This is a genomic window from Pseudomonas sp. GM84, assembly GCF_000282535.1.
Taxonomy (GTDB): Bacteria; Pseudomonadota; Gammaproteobacteria; order Pseudomonadales; family Pseudomonadaceae; genus Aquipseudomonas.
Genome location: NZ_AKJC01000046.1, coordinates 1 through 15,259, shown reverse-complemented (window position 1 = coordinate 15,259; position 15,259 = coordinate 1). Strand labels below are relative to the sequence as shown.

Annotated in this window: 13 protein-coding genes; 4 read left to right on the top strand and 9 right to left on the bottom strand. The window is 63.6% G+C overall.

Annotation, left to right across the window (positions count from 1 at the left end):
* On the bottom strand, nucleotides 1–1,077 hold a 1,077-nt coding region (locus PMI38_RS03445), incomplete at its 3' end, for a type III PLP-dependent enzyme (protein WP_008090684.1).
* Nucleotides 1,078–1,581: 504 nt separating this feature from the next.
* Between PMI38_RS03445 and PMI38_RS03440 the strand changes: the two genes are divergently transcribed.
* The 3 genes from PMI38_RS03440 (at nucleotide 1,582) to PMI38_RS03430 (ending at nucleotide 5,587) form a co-directional block, all read left to right on the top strand.
* A complete protein-coding gene (locus tag PMI38_RS03440) occupies nucleotides 1,582–2,070 on the top strand; it encodes an RNA polymerase sigma factor (protein ID WP_008090681.1) in 489 nt (162 codons plus the stop codon).
* 17 nt (nucleotides 2,071–2,087) lie between these two features.
* Nucleotides 2,088–3,050: a FecR family protein gene (locus PMI38_RS03435; protein ID WP_008090680.1), complete on the top strand. Its 963-nt coding sequence runs from the start codon at nucleotides 2,088–2,090 to the stop codon at nucleotides 3,048–3,050.
* 107 nt (nucleotides 3,051–3,157) lie between these two features.
* Nucleotides 3,158–5,587 carry a TonB-dependent siderophore receptor gene (locus PMI38_RS03430; protein WP_008090679.1) on the top strand — a complete coding sequence of 810 codons (2,430 nt, stop codon included), beginning with the start codon at nucleotides 3,158–3,160 and terminating at the stop codon, nucleotides 5,585–5,587.
* A 111-nt stretch (nucleotides 5,588–5,698) separates the two neighbouring features.
* On the opposite strand, the gene PMI38_RS03425 is transcribed toward PMI38_RS03430, so the two are convergent.
* From PMI38_RS03425 to PMI38_RS03410, 4 genes are read right to left on the bottom strand one after another with little or no spacing between them, the layout of a single operon-like run.
* The gene (locus tag PMI38_RS03425; RefSeq protein ID WP_008090678.1) at nucleotides 5,699–6,856 is read right to left on the bottom strand and encodes an osmoprotectant ABC transporter ATP-binding protein OsmV; all 1,158 of its coding nucleotides are present in this window, start codon (nucleotides 6,854–6,856) and stop codon (nucleotides 5,699–5,701) included.
* On the bottom strand, nucleotides 6,853–7,506 hold the full coding sequence (locus PMI38_RS03420; RefSeq protein ID WP_008090677.1) for an ABC transporter permease: 654 nt from the start codon (nucleotides 7,504–7,506) through the stop codon (nucleotides 6,853–6,855). Before PMI38_RS03420 ends, PMI38_RS03425 begins: the two co-directional genes overlap by 4 nt.
* The gene (locus PMI38_RS03415) at nucleotides 7,503–8,414 is read right to left on the bottom strand and encodes a glycine betaine ABC transporter substrate-binding protein (RefSeq protein WP_008090676.1); all 912 of its coding nucleotides are present in this window, start codon (nucleotides 8,412–8,414) and stop codon (nucleotides 7,503–7,505) included. The genes PMI38_RS03420 and PMI38_RS03415 overlap by 4 nt, the downstream gene beginning before the upstream one ends.
* A gap of 13 nt (nucleotides 8,415–8,427) precedes the next feature.
* Complete coding sequence (locus PMI38_RS03410; protein WP_008090673.1) at nucleotides 8,428–9,141, bottom strand: ABC transporter permease; 714 nt, start codon at nucleotides 9,139–9,141, stop codon at nucleotides 8,428–8,430.
* A 558-nt stretch (nucleotides 9,142–9,699) separates the two neighbouring features.
* Here PMI38_RS03410 and PMI38_RS03405 point away from each other — a divergent pair.
* Nucleotides 9,700–11,283 carry a peptide chain release factor 3 gene (locus tag PMI38_RS03405; RefSeq protein ID WP_008090672.1) on the top strand — a complete coding sequence of 528 codons (1,584 nt, stop codon included), beginning with the start codon at nucleotides 9,700–9,702 and terminating at the stop codon, nucleotides 11,281–11,283.
* Nucleotides 11,284–11,416: 133 nt separating this feature from the next.
* On the opposite strand, the gene PMI38_RS03400 is transcribed toward PMI38_RS03405, so the two are convergent.
* The 4 genes from PMI38_RS03400 to PMI38_RS03385 form a co-directional block, all read right to left on the bottom strand.
* Nucleotides 11,417–12,496, bottom strand: coding sequence for a polyamine ABC transporter substrate-binding protein (locus PMI38_RS03400; RefSeq protein WP_008090669.1), 1,080 nt, complete (start codon nucleotides 12,494–12,496; stop codon nucleotides 11,417–11,419).
* 52 nt (nucleotides 12,497–12,548) lie between these two features.
* Nucleotides 12,549–12,890 carry a cupin domain-containing protein gene (locus PMI38_RS03395; protein WP_008090667.1) on the bottom strand — a complete coding sequence of 114 codons (342 nt, stop codon included), beginning with the start codon at nucleotides 12,888–12,890 and terminating at the stop codon, nucleotides 12,549–12,551.
* A gap of 32 nt (nucleotides 12,891–12,922) precedes the next feature.
* Entirely contained in the window at nucleotides 12,923–14,329 is a 1,407-nt protein-coding gene (locus tag PMI38_RS03390) for an NAD(P)/FAD-dependent oxidoreductase (protein WP_008090665.1), read from the bottom strand.
* A gap of 64 nt (nucleotides 14,330–14,393) precedes the next feature.
* Nucleotides 14,394–15,203, bottom strand: a complete 810-nt coding sequence (locus PMI38_RS03385) for an AraC family transcriptional regulator (protein WP_008090664.1) — start codon at nucleotides 15,201–15,203, stop codon at nucleotides 14,394–14,396.
* Nucleotides 15,204–15,259 lie beyond the last annotated feature (56 nt).

Genomic DNA, 15,259 nt, shown 5'->3' with positions numbered 1-15,259 from the left:
CAGGCGGTCGCCGATCGCCAGGTTCAGCGGCAGGCCGTACTTGTAGTTCTCGTACATGATGTCGGCGCTGTCGCAGGTCGGGCCGGCGATGACCACTTCTTCGGCTTCGCCTTTCTTCTCGGTCCAGATCGGGAACTTGATGGCTTCGTCCATGGTTTCGATCAGGCCGGAGAACTTGCCCACGTCGGTGTAGATCCAGCGCTCGACTGCGGTGCGCGACTTGCGCGCCACCAGCACCACTTCGCTGACCAGGATGCCGGCGTTGGCGATCAGCGAACGGCCAGGCTCCAGAATGATTTCCGGCAGCTCGTCACCGAAGTCTTCCTTGAGGAAGCGGATGATCTCTTCGGCGTAGGTTTCGAGGCTGTTGGTGCGGGTGATGTAGTTGGCCGGGAAGCCGCCACCCATGTTGATCAGCTTCAGCTCGATGCCGTCTTCTTCCTTCAGGCGCTCGAAGATCACCTTGACCTTGGCGATGGCCGCGTCCCACACGCTGATGTCGCGCTGCTGCGAGCCTACGTGGAAGGAGATGCCATAAGGTACCAGGCCCAGGTCACGGGCGAGGATCAGCAGGTCCATGGCCATGTCGGTCTGGCAACCGAACTTGCGCGACAGTGGCCAGTCGGCGGTAGTGGAACCTTCGGTGAGGATACGCACGTAGACCTTCGAGCCCGGTGCGGCCTTGGCGATGTTGCGCAGGTCGGCTTCCGAGTCGGTGGCATACAGGCGCACGCCCTTCTCATAGAAGTAGCGGATGTCCTTGGACTTCTTGATGGTGTTGCCGTAGCTGATGCGGTCGGCGCTGACGCCGCGGTCCATGACCTTGTCCAGCTCGTAGATCGAGGCGATGTCGAAGCTCGAACCTTTCTCTTTCAGCAGGTCGATGATCTCGACGGCCGGGTTGGCCTTGACCGCGTAATAGACCTTGGCGAACTCGAACCCGGCGCGCAGGTCGTCATAGGCCTGGCTGATCATCTGGGTATCGATGAGTACGAACGGGGTTTCCTGTTTGTCGGCGAATGCCTTCATTTTCTGGAAAGTGTCGCGCGCGAAATAGTCTTCGACCTGGATCGACATGCTCAGGGACTCCATGGGCAAACTGAAAAAGTAAGTGGCTGCAACTGAACGTCCTCCGTATCCCCACTTTGGTTCGCCTACTCAGTACTTGAGCCGGATGGATCGTTTCCAGCATGGACGTTCGGCGCGCACTTTAGGGCGTGAAGAATGCAGAATCAACAGGCAATCCGGGGGTGATCGGCGTGGATTGACGCCCCATCGTTTGAATAACCGACTCGTGTGACCGGTAGATGTTCCCTGGGATGTTTCAAGCGTAAAAAATTGTGGAATGGACCGCTTGGACCCTTCGCGGGACAAGCCCGCTCCTACAGGGATCTCCTCGCTTCTGTGGGAGCGGGCTTGTCCCGCGAAGGGGCTCAGGTGTTCATATTTATGGCCACGAAAGCTGGCACTTCGGTGCATGAAATTCGCCATAAATTTTTTGTTACCGATCGGCGGATTTGCCCCTATTGATGAGAAACATTACTATTCGCACCCTTATCCGCCTCCCTGACGACCCTGACCGTGTCCGGACACAAAGGCTTTCTCGACCACTACCACGAGCTGATCGGCACCTGGACGCGCAAGCTGCGCAGTCGACAGCAGGCCGAGGACCTCACCCACGACGCGTTCGTCCGGGTGCTGGAAAACCCGCGCGAGCAGGTCGAGCAGCCGCGTGCCTACCTGCATCAGACCGCGCGCAACATCGCGGTTGACGGTTTTCGCCGCGAAGACCGGCGCCAGGCCCTGGAGCTGGAAGCCTTCGAGGAGGGCGCCAGCGGTGCCAGCGACCCGGAAGCCTACGTGCATGCCCTGGAGCTGGCCGACAGCGTCGAGCGGGCGCTGGCCGAGCTGCCCGTCAACTGCCGCCGGGTATTCATCTGGCAGAAAATCGAAGGCCTGAGCCAGGCCGAGATCGCCGAGCGCATGGGTTTGACCAAGAACATGGTCGAAAAGTATATGATCCGCACGCTCCGACATCTGCGTGAGCACCTGGATGTGTCGGTACGATGAGTCAGGAGACCTTGCCCATGAAACAGCACGCTACCGATAGCGTCCGCGACCAGGCGGCCGAATGGTTCGCCCGCGTGCAGGATGCGCCTCGCGATGCAGGGCTGCAGGCAAAGCTCGATGCCTGGCTGGCCGTCGACCCGCTGCACCGTGAGGAATACCAGCAGCTCGCACGGCTGTGGCAGGCCACCGACTTCATTCCACGCCAGCGACTCGAAGCGTTGTGCCAGCCCGAGCCGGTACGGCAGTTGCCACGTCGGCGCCTGTTGCGCCAGGCATTGGCGGCCAGTGTGGCGGTGGTGGCGTTGGGGCTCGGCTGGGGCGGCTGGAAGTACCAGCAACTGAATCATCAGGACACCTTGCAGACCGCGTTCGGTGAGCGCCGCCAGGTGGAGCTGCCGGACGGCTCGCACCTGGACCTCAATGGCGCTACCGAGCTGCAGGTCGACTTCAGCCCGGGCCGGCGGCATATCGTGCTGCGTGCCGGCGAAGCGATGTTCAGCGTCGCCCATGACAGCCGCCGCCCGTTCGTGGTCGATACCGCCCAAGGCAGCGTGACGGTCACAGGTACCCGTTTCGATGTGCGTCAGGATCCGGCCGCCACCCGCGTGGCAGTCGAGCAAGGCTCGGTGCGTGTGCAGGGCAAGGGCACCGCGTTGGCGCAACTGGGTGCCGGGCAAGGTTCACATATAGATGAACAAGGCAACGTAGCGGCCCCCTACACGGTCAATGCCGCCGCGCTGACCGCCTGGCGCCAGGGCAAGCTGGTGTTCGACAACGCCACCCTGGCAGACGTGGTGGCGGAAGTGTCGCGCTACCGCACCCAGCCGCTGCGGGTCGCCCCCGGCAAAGTGGCGCAGCTGCGCGTGTCCAGCACCTTCAGTACCGACGACACCGATGCCTTGCTACGCGCGTTGCCGAGCATCCTGCCGGTGGCCATCAAAGCCCACGAAGATGGCTCACGCGAAATTATTGCGAAATAGATTCAGGTTTTTTTCCGCTCGTTCGTCTTCCCCGCCAGCTGCAACTGCCAAGCATTTCCATTTGCATGCGATTGGCGTTATCTCGACCATCAGGAAGTTTCGACGACGTGAACAACAACAAGCCTTTTCCACGCTTCCGCGCCCTGGCGCTGGCCCTGGCGGTCAGCTCGGTGGCCGTCAACAGCCAGGCCGCACAGGCCGGCAGTGCTATCCAGATCCAGGCACAACCACTGGCCTCGGCGCTAAGCCAACTGGGCCAGCAGACCAACCTGCAGTTGTTCTTCAGTCCTGAGCTGGTGGCAGGCAAGCAGGCGCCGGCGGTTTCCGGCCAACTGACGCCGGTTGAGGCCCTGCAACAGTTGCTGCAGGGCAGCGGGCTCACTTACGAGATGTCTCAGGACACCGTGGTGGTAAAGCCCCTGCCGACCACGCTGGATCTGGGCAGCGGCAGCCTGGAGCTGGCGCCTACCGATATCAAGGTGGTCGGTGACTGGCTGGGCGATGCCGACGAGGCAGTGGTGCAGAATCACCCCGGTGCACGCACCGTGGTGCGCCGCGAGGCGATGGTGGAAAAGGGCGCGATGAACGTGCGTGATGTGTTGCGCGGCATCCCCGGTGTGCAGGTGCAGGACTCCAATGGCACCGGCGGCAGCGACCTGTCGCTCAACGTGGGTGTACGCGGCCTGACCTCGCGCCTGTCGCCACGCTCGACGGTGCTGATCGATGGCATCCCGGCCGCCTTCGCCCCCTATGGGCAGCCGCAGCTGTCGATGGCGCCGATCTCCTCGGGCAACCTCGACAGCATCGACGTGGTGCGCGGCGCAGGTTCCGTGCGCTACGGCCCGCAGAACGTCGGCGGGATCATCAACTTCGTCACCCGGGCCATCCCTGAAAAGCCCTCGGCCCAGTTGTCCACCACCCTGGAAACCTCCCAGCACGGTGGCTGGAAGCACACCGAGTCGGCCTTCGTCGGTGGCACCGCCGACAACGGCATGGGCGTGGCCTTGCTGTACACCGGGGTGAATGGCAACGGCTACCGGGAAAGCAACAACGGCAACGACATCGACGACGTCATCCTCAAGACGCACTGGGCCCCGACCGACGTCGACGAGTTCTGGCTCAACTTTCACTACTACGATGGCCGCGCCGACATGCCGGGCGGCCTGACCCAGGCGCAGTACGACAGCAACCCGTACCAGTCGCTGCGCGACTACGACTATTTCGCCGGGCGGCGCAAGGACGTGTCGTTCAAGTGGCAACGCCAGCTGGACGACGCTACCCAGTTCGAAGTGTTGACCTATTACACCGACAGTTTCCGTGGCAGCGCCATTGCCTCGCGCGACATGAAGACCCTGTCGTCGTACCCGCGCAACTACCACACCTTCGCCATCGAGCCCCGTGTGTCGCGGATCTTCTTCACCGGCCCTGCCACCCAGGAAGTCAGCGTCGGCTACCGCTACCTGAAAGAAGCCATGCGCGAGCAGTCCACCCGCCTGGCCTTGATCGACAACGTGCCGACGCCAACCCCGACGTCCGATGGCCATGTGTTCCAGGACCGCAGTGGCGGTACCGAAGCCAGCGCCTACTACATCGACGACAAGATCGACATCGGCAACTGGACCATCACCCCCGGCCTTCGCTTCGAGCACATCAACACCGACTGGCGTGACCGCCCGGTGCTGGACGCCAACAACCGGCCGGTGCCGGAGAAGAAGCGCAGCATCAGCAGCGACGAGCCGCTGCCGGCGCTGAGCGTGATGTACCACATCTCCGATGCCTGGAAAGTGTTCGCCAACTACCAGACCTCGTTCGGCAGCCTGCAGTACTTCCAGCTGGGCCAGGGTGGTATCGGCAACAACACGGCCAGCGGCCTGGAGCCGGAGAAGGCCAAGACCTACGAAATCGGTACACGCTATGACAACGGCGGCTTCGCTGGCGAGCTGACCCTGTTCTACATCGACTTCGATGACGAGCTGCAATACATCAGCAACGATGTCGGCTGGACCAACCTGGGCGCGACCAAGCACCAGGGTATCGAAGCGTCGGCGCGGTATGACCTGGCCGGGTTGGACCCGCGCCTTGAAGGTTTGTCGGTCAATGGCGGCTACACCTACACCCGCGCCACCTATGAAGGGGACATTCCTGGCTTTGAAGGCCGCGACCTGCCGTTCTACTCGCGCCAGGTGGCCACGGCCGGCGTGCGCTACGCGGTCAATCGCTGGACCTGGAACCTGGATGCCTACGCCCAATCCAAGCAGCGCGCGCCAGGCACCGGGATCAATGCCGATGGCAGCTTCAACGGCGACTACATCACCGAGCCGAGCGCCGATGGGCAGTTTGGCGACATTCCGGGTTACGTGACCTGGCATGCCCGTGGCGGGTACGACTTCGGGCCGAAGCTGTCGAACCTGACGGTGGCCGCGGGGGTGAAGAACCTCTTCGACAAGCAGTACTTCACCCGCTCCAGCGACAACAACGCCGGCCTCTATGTGGGTGAGCCGCGCACCTTCTACGTGCAGGCCAGTGTAGGGTTCTGATACCGCGGCGCCCCAATCGCGGGACAAGCCCGCTCCCACAGGAATGAAGTTGGCGGGGATCCTGTGGGAGCGGGCTTGTCCCGCGAATGGGGCGCAAAGCGCCCCAGCTCTCTAGGAAACCACCGCCTCGGCCGGCGACACGATGCTGGTCTTGCCCCCCCGCGATCTCCCCGAACTCAGGTAAGCCGCAATCGACTCCTGAGTCACCTCGCCCAGGAACACCTGCTCGGCATCCAGCACCGGCAACCACGCCCGGTTGTACTCGTACATCCTCGACAACAGGATGCGCAGGTGCTCATCGTGCGAAGCCGTGGCATTGAACGGTCGCAGGAAGTCCCCACACACCCCCTGCTGGCGATGCATGTCACGCCGGCGCACATAGCCCAGCGCCTTGTTCTGCGCATCGGTCACCACCACGTAGCGGCGGTCATGCTCATCCAGCAATTCCAGGGCATCGCTGACCGGCGTCTCGGGGCTCGCCGACGGGGCGTTGTCCGCCGCATCCTCGGCGCGCACCAGCAGCAGGCGCTTCAAGGTGCTGTCCTGGCCGACGAAGTTGCTCACGAAATCATCCACCGGGTGCGCCAGCAGGGTGTCCGGGTGGTCCAGCTGCAACAGCTTGCCGGCACGGAAGATGGCGATCTTGTCACCGAGCTTGATCGCTTCGTCGATGTCGTGGCTGACCATGATCACGGTCTTGTTCAGCGCCCGTTGCATCTCGAAGAACTCGTTCTGGATCATCTCGCGGTTGATCGGGTCGACCGCGCCGAACGGCTCGTCCATCAGCAGCACCGGTGCTTCGGCGGCAAGTGCGCGGATCACGCCGATGCGCTGCTGCTGGCCGCCGGACAGTTCTCGCGGATAGCGTTGCAGGTATTGCTTGGGCTCGAGCTTGATCATGCTCATCAGCTCGCGGGCGCGGTCGTGGCAGCGTTGCTTGTCCCAGCCCAGCAGGCGGGGGACCACGGTGATGTTCTCTTCGATGGTCATGTTGGGGAACAGGCCGATCTGCTGGATCACGTAGCCGATGTGCCGGCGCAGGGTCACTTCATCCAGGCCGCTGGTGTCTTCGCCATTGATGAACACCTGGCCGGAGGTGGGCGTGATCAGGCGGTTGATCATCTTCAGCGTGGTGCTCTTGCCGCAACCCGAGGGGCCGAGGAACACGCAGATTTCGCCTTCGTTGACGGTGAGGCTGACCGCGTCGACGGCTTTGACGTCCTTGCCGTTGACGTTGAAGGTCTTGCTGAGGTTCTTGAGTTCGATCATGAGCGCAGTCCTTCTGGAGTCAGGGCACGTTGCAGGGTTTGCAGGAGCAGGTCGGCGATGATCGCCAGCAGGCTGACCAGCACGGCGCCGACCAGCAGCATCGACATGTCGCTGCGGCTGATGGAGGTGAGGATGAGCACGCCCAGGCCGCCGGCACCGATGGTGGCGGCAATGGTCATGACGCCGATGTTCATCACCACGGCAGTGCGTACCCCGGCGAGGATCACCGGTACCGCGATGGGCAGCTCGACCATGCGCAGGCGCTGGCCGAAGGTCATGCCGATGCCGCGCGCGGCTTCACGGATGCCGGGCTCGACGTTGGTCAGGGCCAGGTAGGTATTGCGCAGGATCGGCAGCAGCGAATAGAGGAACACGGCGGTGATCGCCGGCAATGGCCCGAGTCCCTGGCCGAACTTGGAGTAGAACGGCAGCAGCAGGCCAAAGAGGGCGATCGACGGGATGGTCAGCAGCACCGTCGCGCTGGCCTGCAGCGGCCCGGCCACGGCCGGGAAGCGGGTCATCAGGATGCCCAGCGGCACGCCGACGAGGATCGCCAGGCTGACGGCGATGCCGACCAGCATGATGTGCTGCCAGGTCAGCTGCAGCACCTGGGCCCAGTCGAGGTGGGCGAACGTATCGAGCAGGCTCATGGCTGTACCTCCTTGAGGGGATGCTCACGCAGGAACGCGGCGGCGACGGCGGTCGGGTTCTGGTGCTCGACATCGACCTTGGCGTTGAGCTGGCGCATGGTCTCGTCATCGAGCTGCTCGGCCAGCGGCTTGAGCAGGCCGACCAGTTGCGGATGGGCGTCGAGCACGGCCTTGCGCACCACCGGGGCGGCGGTGTAGTCGGGGAAGTAATGCTTGTCGTCTTCCAGCAGCTTGAGGTTGAACGCACTCAAGCGGCCGTCCGTGGTGTAGACGAGGCCGGCGAACACCTGGTTGTTGTGCATGGCGGTGTAGACCAGGCCGGCGTCCATCTGGCGGATGTTGGCGCGGCCCACTTGCAGGTCGTACATTTCCTTCAGGCCGACCAGGCCGTCCGGGCGATTGGCGAACTCGGTGTCCAGGGCCACCAGATGATTGCGCTTGGGCTCGTCACGCAGCACCTGGTTGAGGTCGCTGATCGTGTTGACCTGCGGGTAGGCCTCGGCGATCTGCTTGGGCAGCCCCAGGGCGTAGGTGTTGCTGAACTTGGATGGGGTCAGCCAGATCAGGTCTTTCTTCGCGTCCAGTGCCTTGACCCTGGCATAGGTAGCCTCGGCGCTGGGCATGCGCTCGTCGATGTGGTTGTAGGACACCAGCGACACGCCGGTGTATTCCCACATCAGGTCGAGCTGGCCGGTTTCCTGGGCCTGGCGGGCGATGCTGCTGCCAAGGCCCGTGGTGACGCGCACCTCGAAGCCGTTGGCGCGCAGGTATTGGGCGGTGATTTCGGCGAGCACGGTCTGTTCGGTGAACATCCGCGCACCGATGTGCAGCTGTGGTTTGTCCGCCGCCTGGGCAAATCCTGCGAACAGCAGGGCCGCGCCCAGCAGCAAGGCGATTCTCTTCTTCATACGTTCCCTCGGGTTATCCGGCCAGGCCACGTTCCAGCCAGCGCTTGCTGGAGAAACTCACCGCGGCGTCCAGCAGCAGTGCCAGCAACGCGGTGCAGGCCGCGCCGAGCAGGAGCTGTGGCTGGTTGTTCAGGGCGATGCCCGGGAAGATCAGGCTGCCCAGGCTGTTGGCGCCGATCAGGAACGCCAGTGGCGCGGTGCCGACGTTGAGCGCCAGGGCCACACGCACACCGCCGACGATGATCGGCACGGCGTTGGGCAGCTCCACCTGCCAGAGTTGCTGGCGCGGGGTCATGCCGATGCCGGTGGCGGCTTCCTTGAGCGAGGCGGGGACGTTTTTCAGGCCCTCGTAGGTGTTGCGCACGATGGGCAGGAGGGAGGCGAGGAACAACGCGAAGATCGCGGGCCCGGCGCCGATGCCCAGGATACTCAGGGCGATGGCCAGAACGGCCAGGGGGGGAATGGTGTTGCCAACGTTGAAGAACTGCATGAAGCGCTCGGCTTTGTCGACCCGGTGCGGTCGACTCAAGGCAATGCCAGCGGGGATGCCCACGGCCAACGCCGCCGCCATCGAAGCCAGCACCAGAACCAGGTGCGCTTGCAGGTAGAACCCAAGATCGTCGCGGTAGCGCGCGATCGTGTCGATGCCGATCCAGTGGATCAGCAGGGCCAGGATGACGAGCGCGGCGGCCCATCCCAACAGCCCTTTTCCGTAGCGTGTTGCCACAGGCGGACTCCTTGTGTTGTCGGCGAGCACACTCTTTTTTTGGCCGCCATACCTGGCAGCGAGTGGTGTGTTCGCGAGTAGCAGCGTGAGGCAACCGAGGGCTGCGATCAGGCCATGAGCCGAACCCCGTCGGGCCCGAAAATGCTGATGAAACCAGTCCCCAAGCGAAGCGGGTTGCAGGGGAATGGACGTCTCCGTGGGCGTAAAGGTTCCCATCTGAAGAGGCATTTGGCCAGTGTTAATCACTGGGTGGCTGGAATCCTGGCGAGAAAAAACAGCGGTTTAAGGCGCTGAAGGCGTTGAAATAACTGCCCTCTGGCCATTTATCGTGATAAAGCGATTGAAGGGTGAATTTGTTGTGACAGTGCGGGCCCTATCGCCGGCAAGCCGGCTCCCACAGGTCCTGCACAGGGCTTGAGGCATGTGGAGGTCCCTGTGGGAGCCGGCTTGCCGGCGATAGGGCCGAGACTGGCACCACTCATGCCATGGATTTTGGTCCCCGGCCAAACTCAGGTATGATATCGCCCCTTTTTGAATCCCCCAGTCAGGCGATTTCCCATGACCAACCAGGCCGCCGAAGTCGCGAAGCGCCGCACTTTCGCAATCATTTCCCACCCCGACGCCGGTAAGACCACCATCACCGAGAAGCTCCTGCTGATGGGCAAGGCCATTGCCGTCGCCGGTACCGTGAAGTCGCGCAAGTCCGACCGCCACGCCACCTCCGACTGGATGGAAATGGAGAAGCAACGCGGCATCTCCATCACCACCTCGGTGATGCAGTTCCCGTACCGCGAGCACATGATCAACCTGCTCGACACCCCCGGCCACGAAGACTTCTCGGAAGACACCTACCGCACCCTGACCGCAGTGGACTCGGCGCTGATGGTGCTCGACGGCGGTAAAGGTGTAGAGCCGCGGACCATCGCCCTGATGGACGTCTGCCGCCTGCGCGACACGCCCATCGTCAGCTTCATCAACAAACTCGACCGTGATATCCGCGACCCGATCGAACTGCTCGACGAGATCGAAGCCGTTCTGAAGATCAAGGCCGCGCCGATCACCTGGCCGATTGGTTGCTACCGCGACTTCAAGGGCGTGTACCACCTGCGCGGCGACTACATCATCGTCTACACCCCCGGCCACGGCCATGAGCGTACCGAGGTGAAGATCATCGAGAAGCTCGACTCCGATGAAGCCCGCGCGCACCTGGGTGACGAATATGATCGCTTCCTCGAACAGCTTGAGCTGGTGCAGGGCGCCTGCCATGAGTTCGACCAGGACGAGTTCATCAACGGCCAGCTGACGCCGGTGTTCTTCGGTACTGCACTGGGCAACTTCGGTGTCGACCATGTGCTCGATGCCGTTGTCGACTGGGCGCCGCGCCCGCTGGCCCGTGTCGCCCACGAGCGTACCGTGGAGCCGGTGGAAGAGAAGTTCACAGGCTTCGTGTTCAAGATCCAGGCGAACATGGACCCGAAACACCGCGACCGTATCGCCTTCATGCGCATCTGTTCGGGCAAGTACGAGAAGGGCATGAAGATGCGCCACGTGCGTACCGGCAAGGACCTGCGCATCGGTGACGCGCTGACCTTCTTCTCGTCCGAGCGTGAGCAGCTGGATGAGGCCTTCGCCGGCGACATCATCGGCCTGCATAACCACGGCACCATCCAGATCGGCGACACCTTCACCGAAGGCGAGGCGCTGGGCTTCACCGGTATCCCGCACTTCGCCCCGGAGCTGTTCCGCCGTGTGCGCCTGAAGGACCCGCTCAAGTCCAAGCAACTGCGCCAGGGCCTGCAGCAGCTGGCCGAAGAGGGTGCGACTCAGGTGTTCTTCCCCGAGCGCAGCAACGACATCATCCTGGGTGCGGTCGGTGTGCTGCAGTTCGACGTGGTCGCCAGCCGCCTGAAGGAAGAGTACAAGGTCGAGTGCGCCTACGAGCCGATCACCGTCTGGTCGGCGCGCTGGATCACTTGCGAAGACAAGAAGAAGCTCGAGGAATTCCAGACCAAGGCCATGGAGAACCTGGCCATCGATGGCGGCGGTCACCTGACCTACCTGGCGCCGACCCGGGTCAACCTGGCGCTGATGGAAGAGCGCTGGCCGGACATCAAGTTCCGCGCGACTCGCGAGCATCACTGATCTGTGAAATGGGGCCGCTGCGCGGCCCTTCGCGGGACAAGCCCGCTCCCACAGGTACAGCACACAGTTTGAAGGTGGCGCTGTCATTGTGGGAGCGGGCTTGTCCCGCGAAGGGCTGCGCAGCAGCCCCGTTTCAGTTACCTGCCTTGATACTGGTCCAGATCCGCGTGCGAATGCGGTCGATCTTCGCCGGCATCGCCTCCAGCGCATACAGCTTGCTCATCACCTCGTCGCTCGGGTAAATCATGTTGTTGCCCTTCATCGCCGGGTCCACCATCCCGTCAGCCTTGAGGTTGCCGTTGGCGTACTGCACATGGTTGCTGATGTTGGCCATCACCTCCGGCTGCAGCAGGTAGTTCATGTAGGCATACCCCGCCTTCTCATCCGGCGCATCGGCCGGCATGGCGACCATGTCGAACCACATCGGCGCCCCTTCCTTGGGGATCGCATACCCCACCTTCACGCCATTTTTCGCCTCGTCCGCACGGTTCTTCGCCTGCAGCACGTCCCCCGAGAAGCCCACCACCACGCAGATGTCGCCATTGGCCAGGTCGCCGGTGTACTTCGATGAGTGGAAGTAGTTGATGTACGGCCGCACCGTCATCAGCAGCGCCTTGGCCTTTTCATAATCCTTCGGGTCCTGACTGTGGTGCGGCAAGCCCAGGTAATGCAGGGCGATCGGCAGCAACTCGGGGCCATTGTCGAGCACCGCGACGCCGCAGCTTTTCAGCTTGCTCATGTACTCGGGCTTGAAGATCAGGTCCCAGGAGTCGACCGGCGCGTCGTCGCCGAGCACCGCCTTGACCTTGTCGATGTTGTAGCCGATGCCGGTGCTGCCCCACAGGTACGGGAAGCCATGCTGGTTGCCCGGGTCGTTGACCTCCAGCGCCTTGAGCAGCACCGGGTTGAGGTTGTGCCAGTTGGGCAGCTGCGACTTGTCGAGCGGCTTCAGGGCCTTGCCCTGGATCTGCCGGGCCATGAAGTGGTTGGAGGGGAACACCACGTCGTAGCCGGAGTTGCCGGTCATCAGTTTGCCGTCGAGGGTCTCGTTGCTGTCGTACACGTCGTAGGTCGGCTTGATCCCGGTGGCCTGCTGGAAATTCTGCAGGGTATCGGGCGCAACGTAGCTGGACCAGTTGTAGATCTTTACCGTTTCGGCGGCGCTGGCCACGCTGGCGGCCAGCATCAGGGGGGCGAGAAGGAGCGTGCGCATGTCGGGTTTACCTTGCTTTGTCTGTTGTTATCGAAGGCAGGCGATCAGCGGATCAGAAGATCAGAACGTAGGTCTTGCGCACGGTCTCCTGGATGTCCCAGGTGCCGGTGCTGTTGGCCGGTAGCATCAATGCGTCTCCGGCTTCTATGAACAGGGTCTCGCCACCGTCGGGGGTGAAGGTGCAGCGGCCCTTGATGAAATGGCAGAACTCCTGTTGCACGATCTGCCGCCGCCAGCGCCCGGGCGTGCACTCCCAGATGCCGGCTTCGACGCCATCGCTGCGCTCCACGCAGGTGACCGAGGCCACTGCCACGGGCTCGCCAATGGGCACAGCAACCGGGTTGGCGCTGTCCAGCACGACGCTGTCGGTGTGTTTGAACTGGGTGATGCTCATTGCTGGTGGATCCTGTGCAGGTGAAAGGGAGGTCAGTGCATGAAACCTTCCATGAAGTCCGCAAGGGAGCTGGCCAGGCGCCGCCTCCAGGGCGCGCTGGCGGGGTTGGCGAGGGTCCGGTCCTCGTGGACGAAACTCTGGATGATGGCGTTGTAGCCCAGCCAGCGGCAGGGCTCGGGCGGCCAGCTGGCCAGGCTCGACAGCGGGCGGTTGTCGAGCACCCAGGGCTGGGCGGTCAGTGCGTTCTGCTGGTTGAGGATCAGCGCGGCCAAGGTGCGCCCACCGAGGTTGGTGGCGCCGACGCCTTCGCCGCCATAACCCCCGGAAAGGGCGATGCCGCGCTGGCGGTCGCACAGCATGTGCGGGCGGAAGCGTCGGGCCATGCCCAGGTTGCCGCCCCAGGAATGGGTGATGCGCACATCCTTGAGCTGGGGGAACAGCTCGCTGAAAAGGTAGCGGCGCAGGCCGACTTCGGCCTCGGTGAGGGTGAAGTTTTCCCGCAGCCGGCCGCCGAAGCGGTAGCCACCGCGGGCGCCGAACACCAGACGGTTGTCGGCGGTGCGCTGGCCATAGGTGACCTGGCGGCTGTTCTCGCTGAAGGCCTGGCCCCGGTCCAGGCCGATCTGTTGCCAGGTCGATTCGGGCAGCGGTTCGGTCGCCACCAGCAGGCTTTGCACCGGTAGCTGGTGCTTGCCCAGCGGCGGCAGGCTGGCGGCATAGCCTTCGACGGCGGGCACTGTCCATTGGCAGCGGATGCGCGCCAAGGGCGAGCGCACTTCGCCAGGCTGCCAGTCGATGGCCGGGGTGTTTTCATAGATGGGCACGCCCAGCGCCTCCACCACCCGGGCCAGCCCTCGCGCCAGCTTTGCCGGTTGAATGGTCGCCGTGTGCGGGCTGTAGATGGCGCCGTAGGCGTTGCTCAGGCGCAGCTGTTCAGCCAGTTTCTCGGGGCCCAGCCAGTGGTAGTCCTCCTCGCGCATGCCCTGGCGGTACAGGTCGTCGAGGTAGGCGCGCAGGCTGCGTTCCTGTTCCGGGTAGCGAGCGGCGCAATACAGCACGCCACCTTTGCGAAAATCGCAGTCGATGGCCTCGCGCTGCAGCACGGCATGGACTTCATCGGGTATGCCCTGCAGCAGGTCGATGCTGCTGCGCCGTTGCTGCGGCGACAGGCTGGCCAGCAGCCGGTCCTCGCCGAGCAGGTTGCCCATCAGCCAGCCCCCGTTGCGCCCGGAGGCGCCGAAGCCGGCGATGTTGGCGTCGATCACCGCGATGTTCAGGTGCGGGGCCTGGCGCTTGAGGTAGTAGGCAGTCCACAGGCCGGTGTAGCCGGCGCCGATGATGCACACGTCGACGTCGAGGTCTTCACGCAGGGCCGGGCGGGCGCACAGCGGCTCGTCGAGCTGGTCCATCCACAGGCTGAGCGTGCGCAGGGGTTGCATCGGGTTGGGCTCCACATCCGTCAAGGTCTGTGGGCGATGCTAGTGGCGTTGGGCGCTGGCTGTCTTACGTGCGTGCACGCAGGGAAATTTGCTTGAGGTAGGCCTTGGGCGTGAGCCCTGTGTGTTCGCGAAAGCACTTGTAGAAGGCCGACAGGGAGTTGAAGCCGGCACTGAAGGCCAGGTCGTCGATCGACGCCGCCAGGCTGTGGTCGTCGAGGCTGGCCATCAGGTGTTGCAGGCGCGCCTGGTTGACGTAGCGGTAGAAGCTTTGGCCGAGCACCTGGTTGAGCAGGTAGGAAATCTGGTTGCGGCTGTAGCCACTGGCGTCGGCCACCTGTTGCAGGTCGAGTTCCGGGTCGAGGTAAGGGCGTTGGCGCTGGAAGTAGTGCTCCAGGTCCTGGGCCATGGTCGACAGTTGCCGAGGCGACAGGCCCAGGCGGCTGGTGGCCGGACGCGGACCCGCGCTGGACAGGCCCTTGCCGTTCTGGCGTACCAGCGTGGCGTATTCGTTGACCCGCCAGATCAGGCCGTCCTTGACCGTGATCGCTTCGCTCGACTGGAAGGCCACCAGGCCATCACCCCCTTGCACCGTGACTTGGTACTGGATGAACGCGGTGCAGCCATCGACGCGGATGCGGTCGCTGTGGACGATATCCTCGCCGGCCTCATGCGGCAGGCAGGCACGCACATAGTCGCGCAGCTCGCGGTAACCGAGCACGCGGTTCTGGAAGAAATCGTGGTACTGGATGTCGGGGTGGTAGAGCGCGATGACGCCGTCGAGGTCGCGGTGCTTCCAGCACAGGTGGTAGCGCAGGACCGTTTCGGCGGTGATCGGCGTTTGTTCGGGGCCGTCTGGGCGTGTGTTCAGGCTCATGTGCAGATAGTGCCGAGGGGCGGGAATGGAGGCAAGTCAGTGCCGGCCTTTTCGCG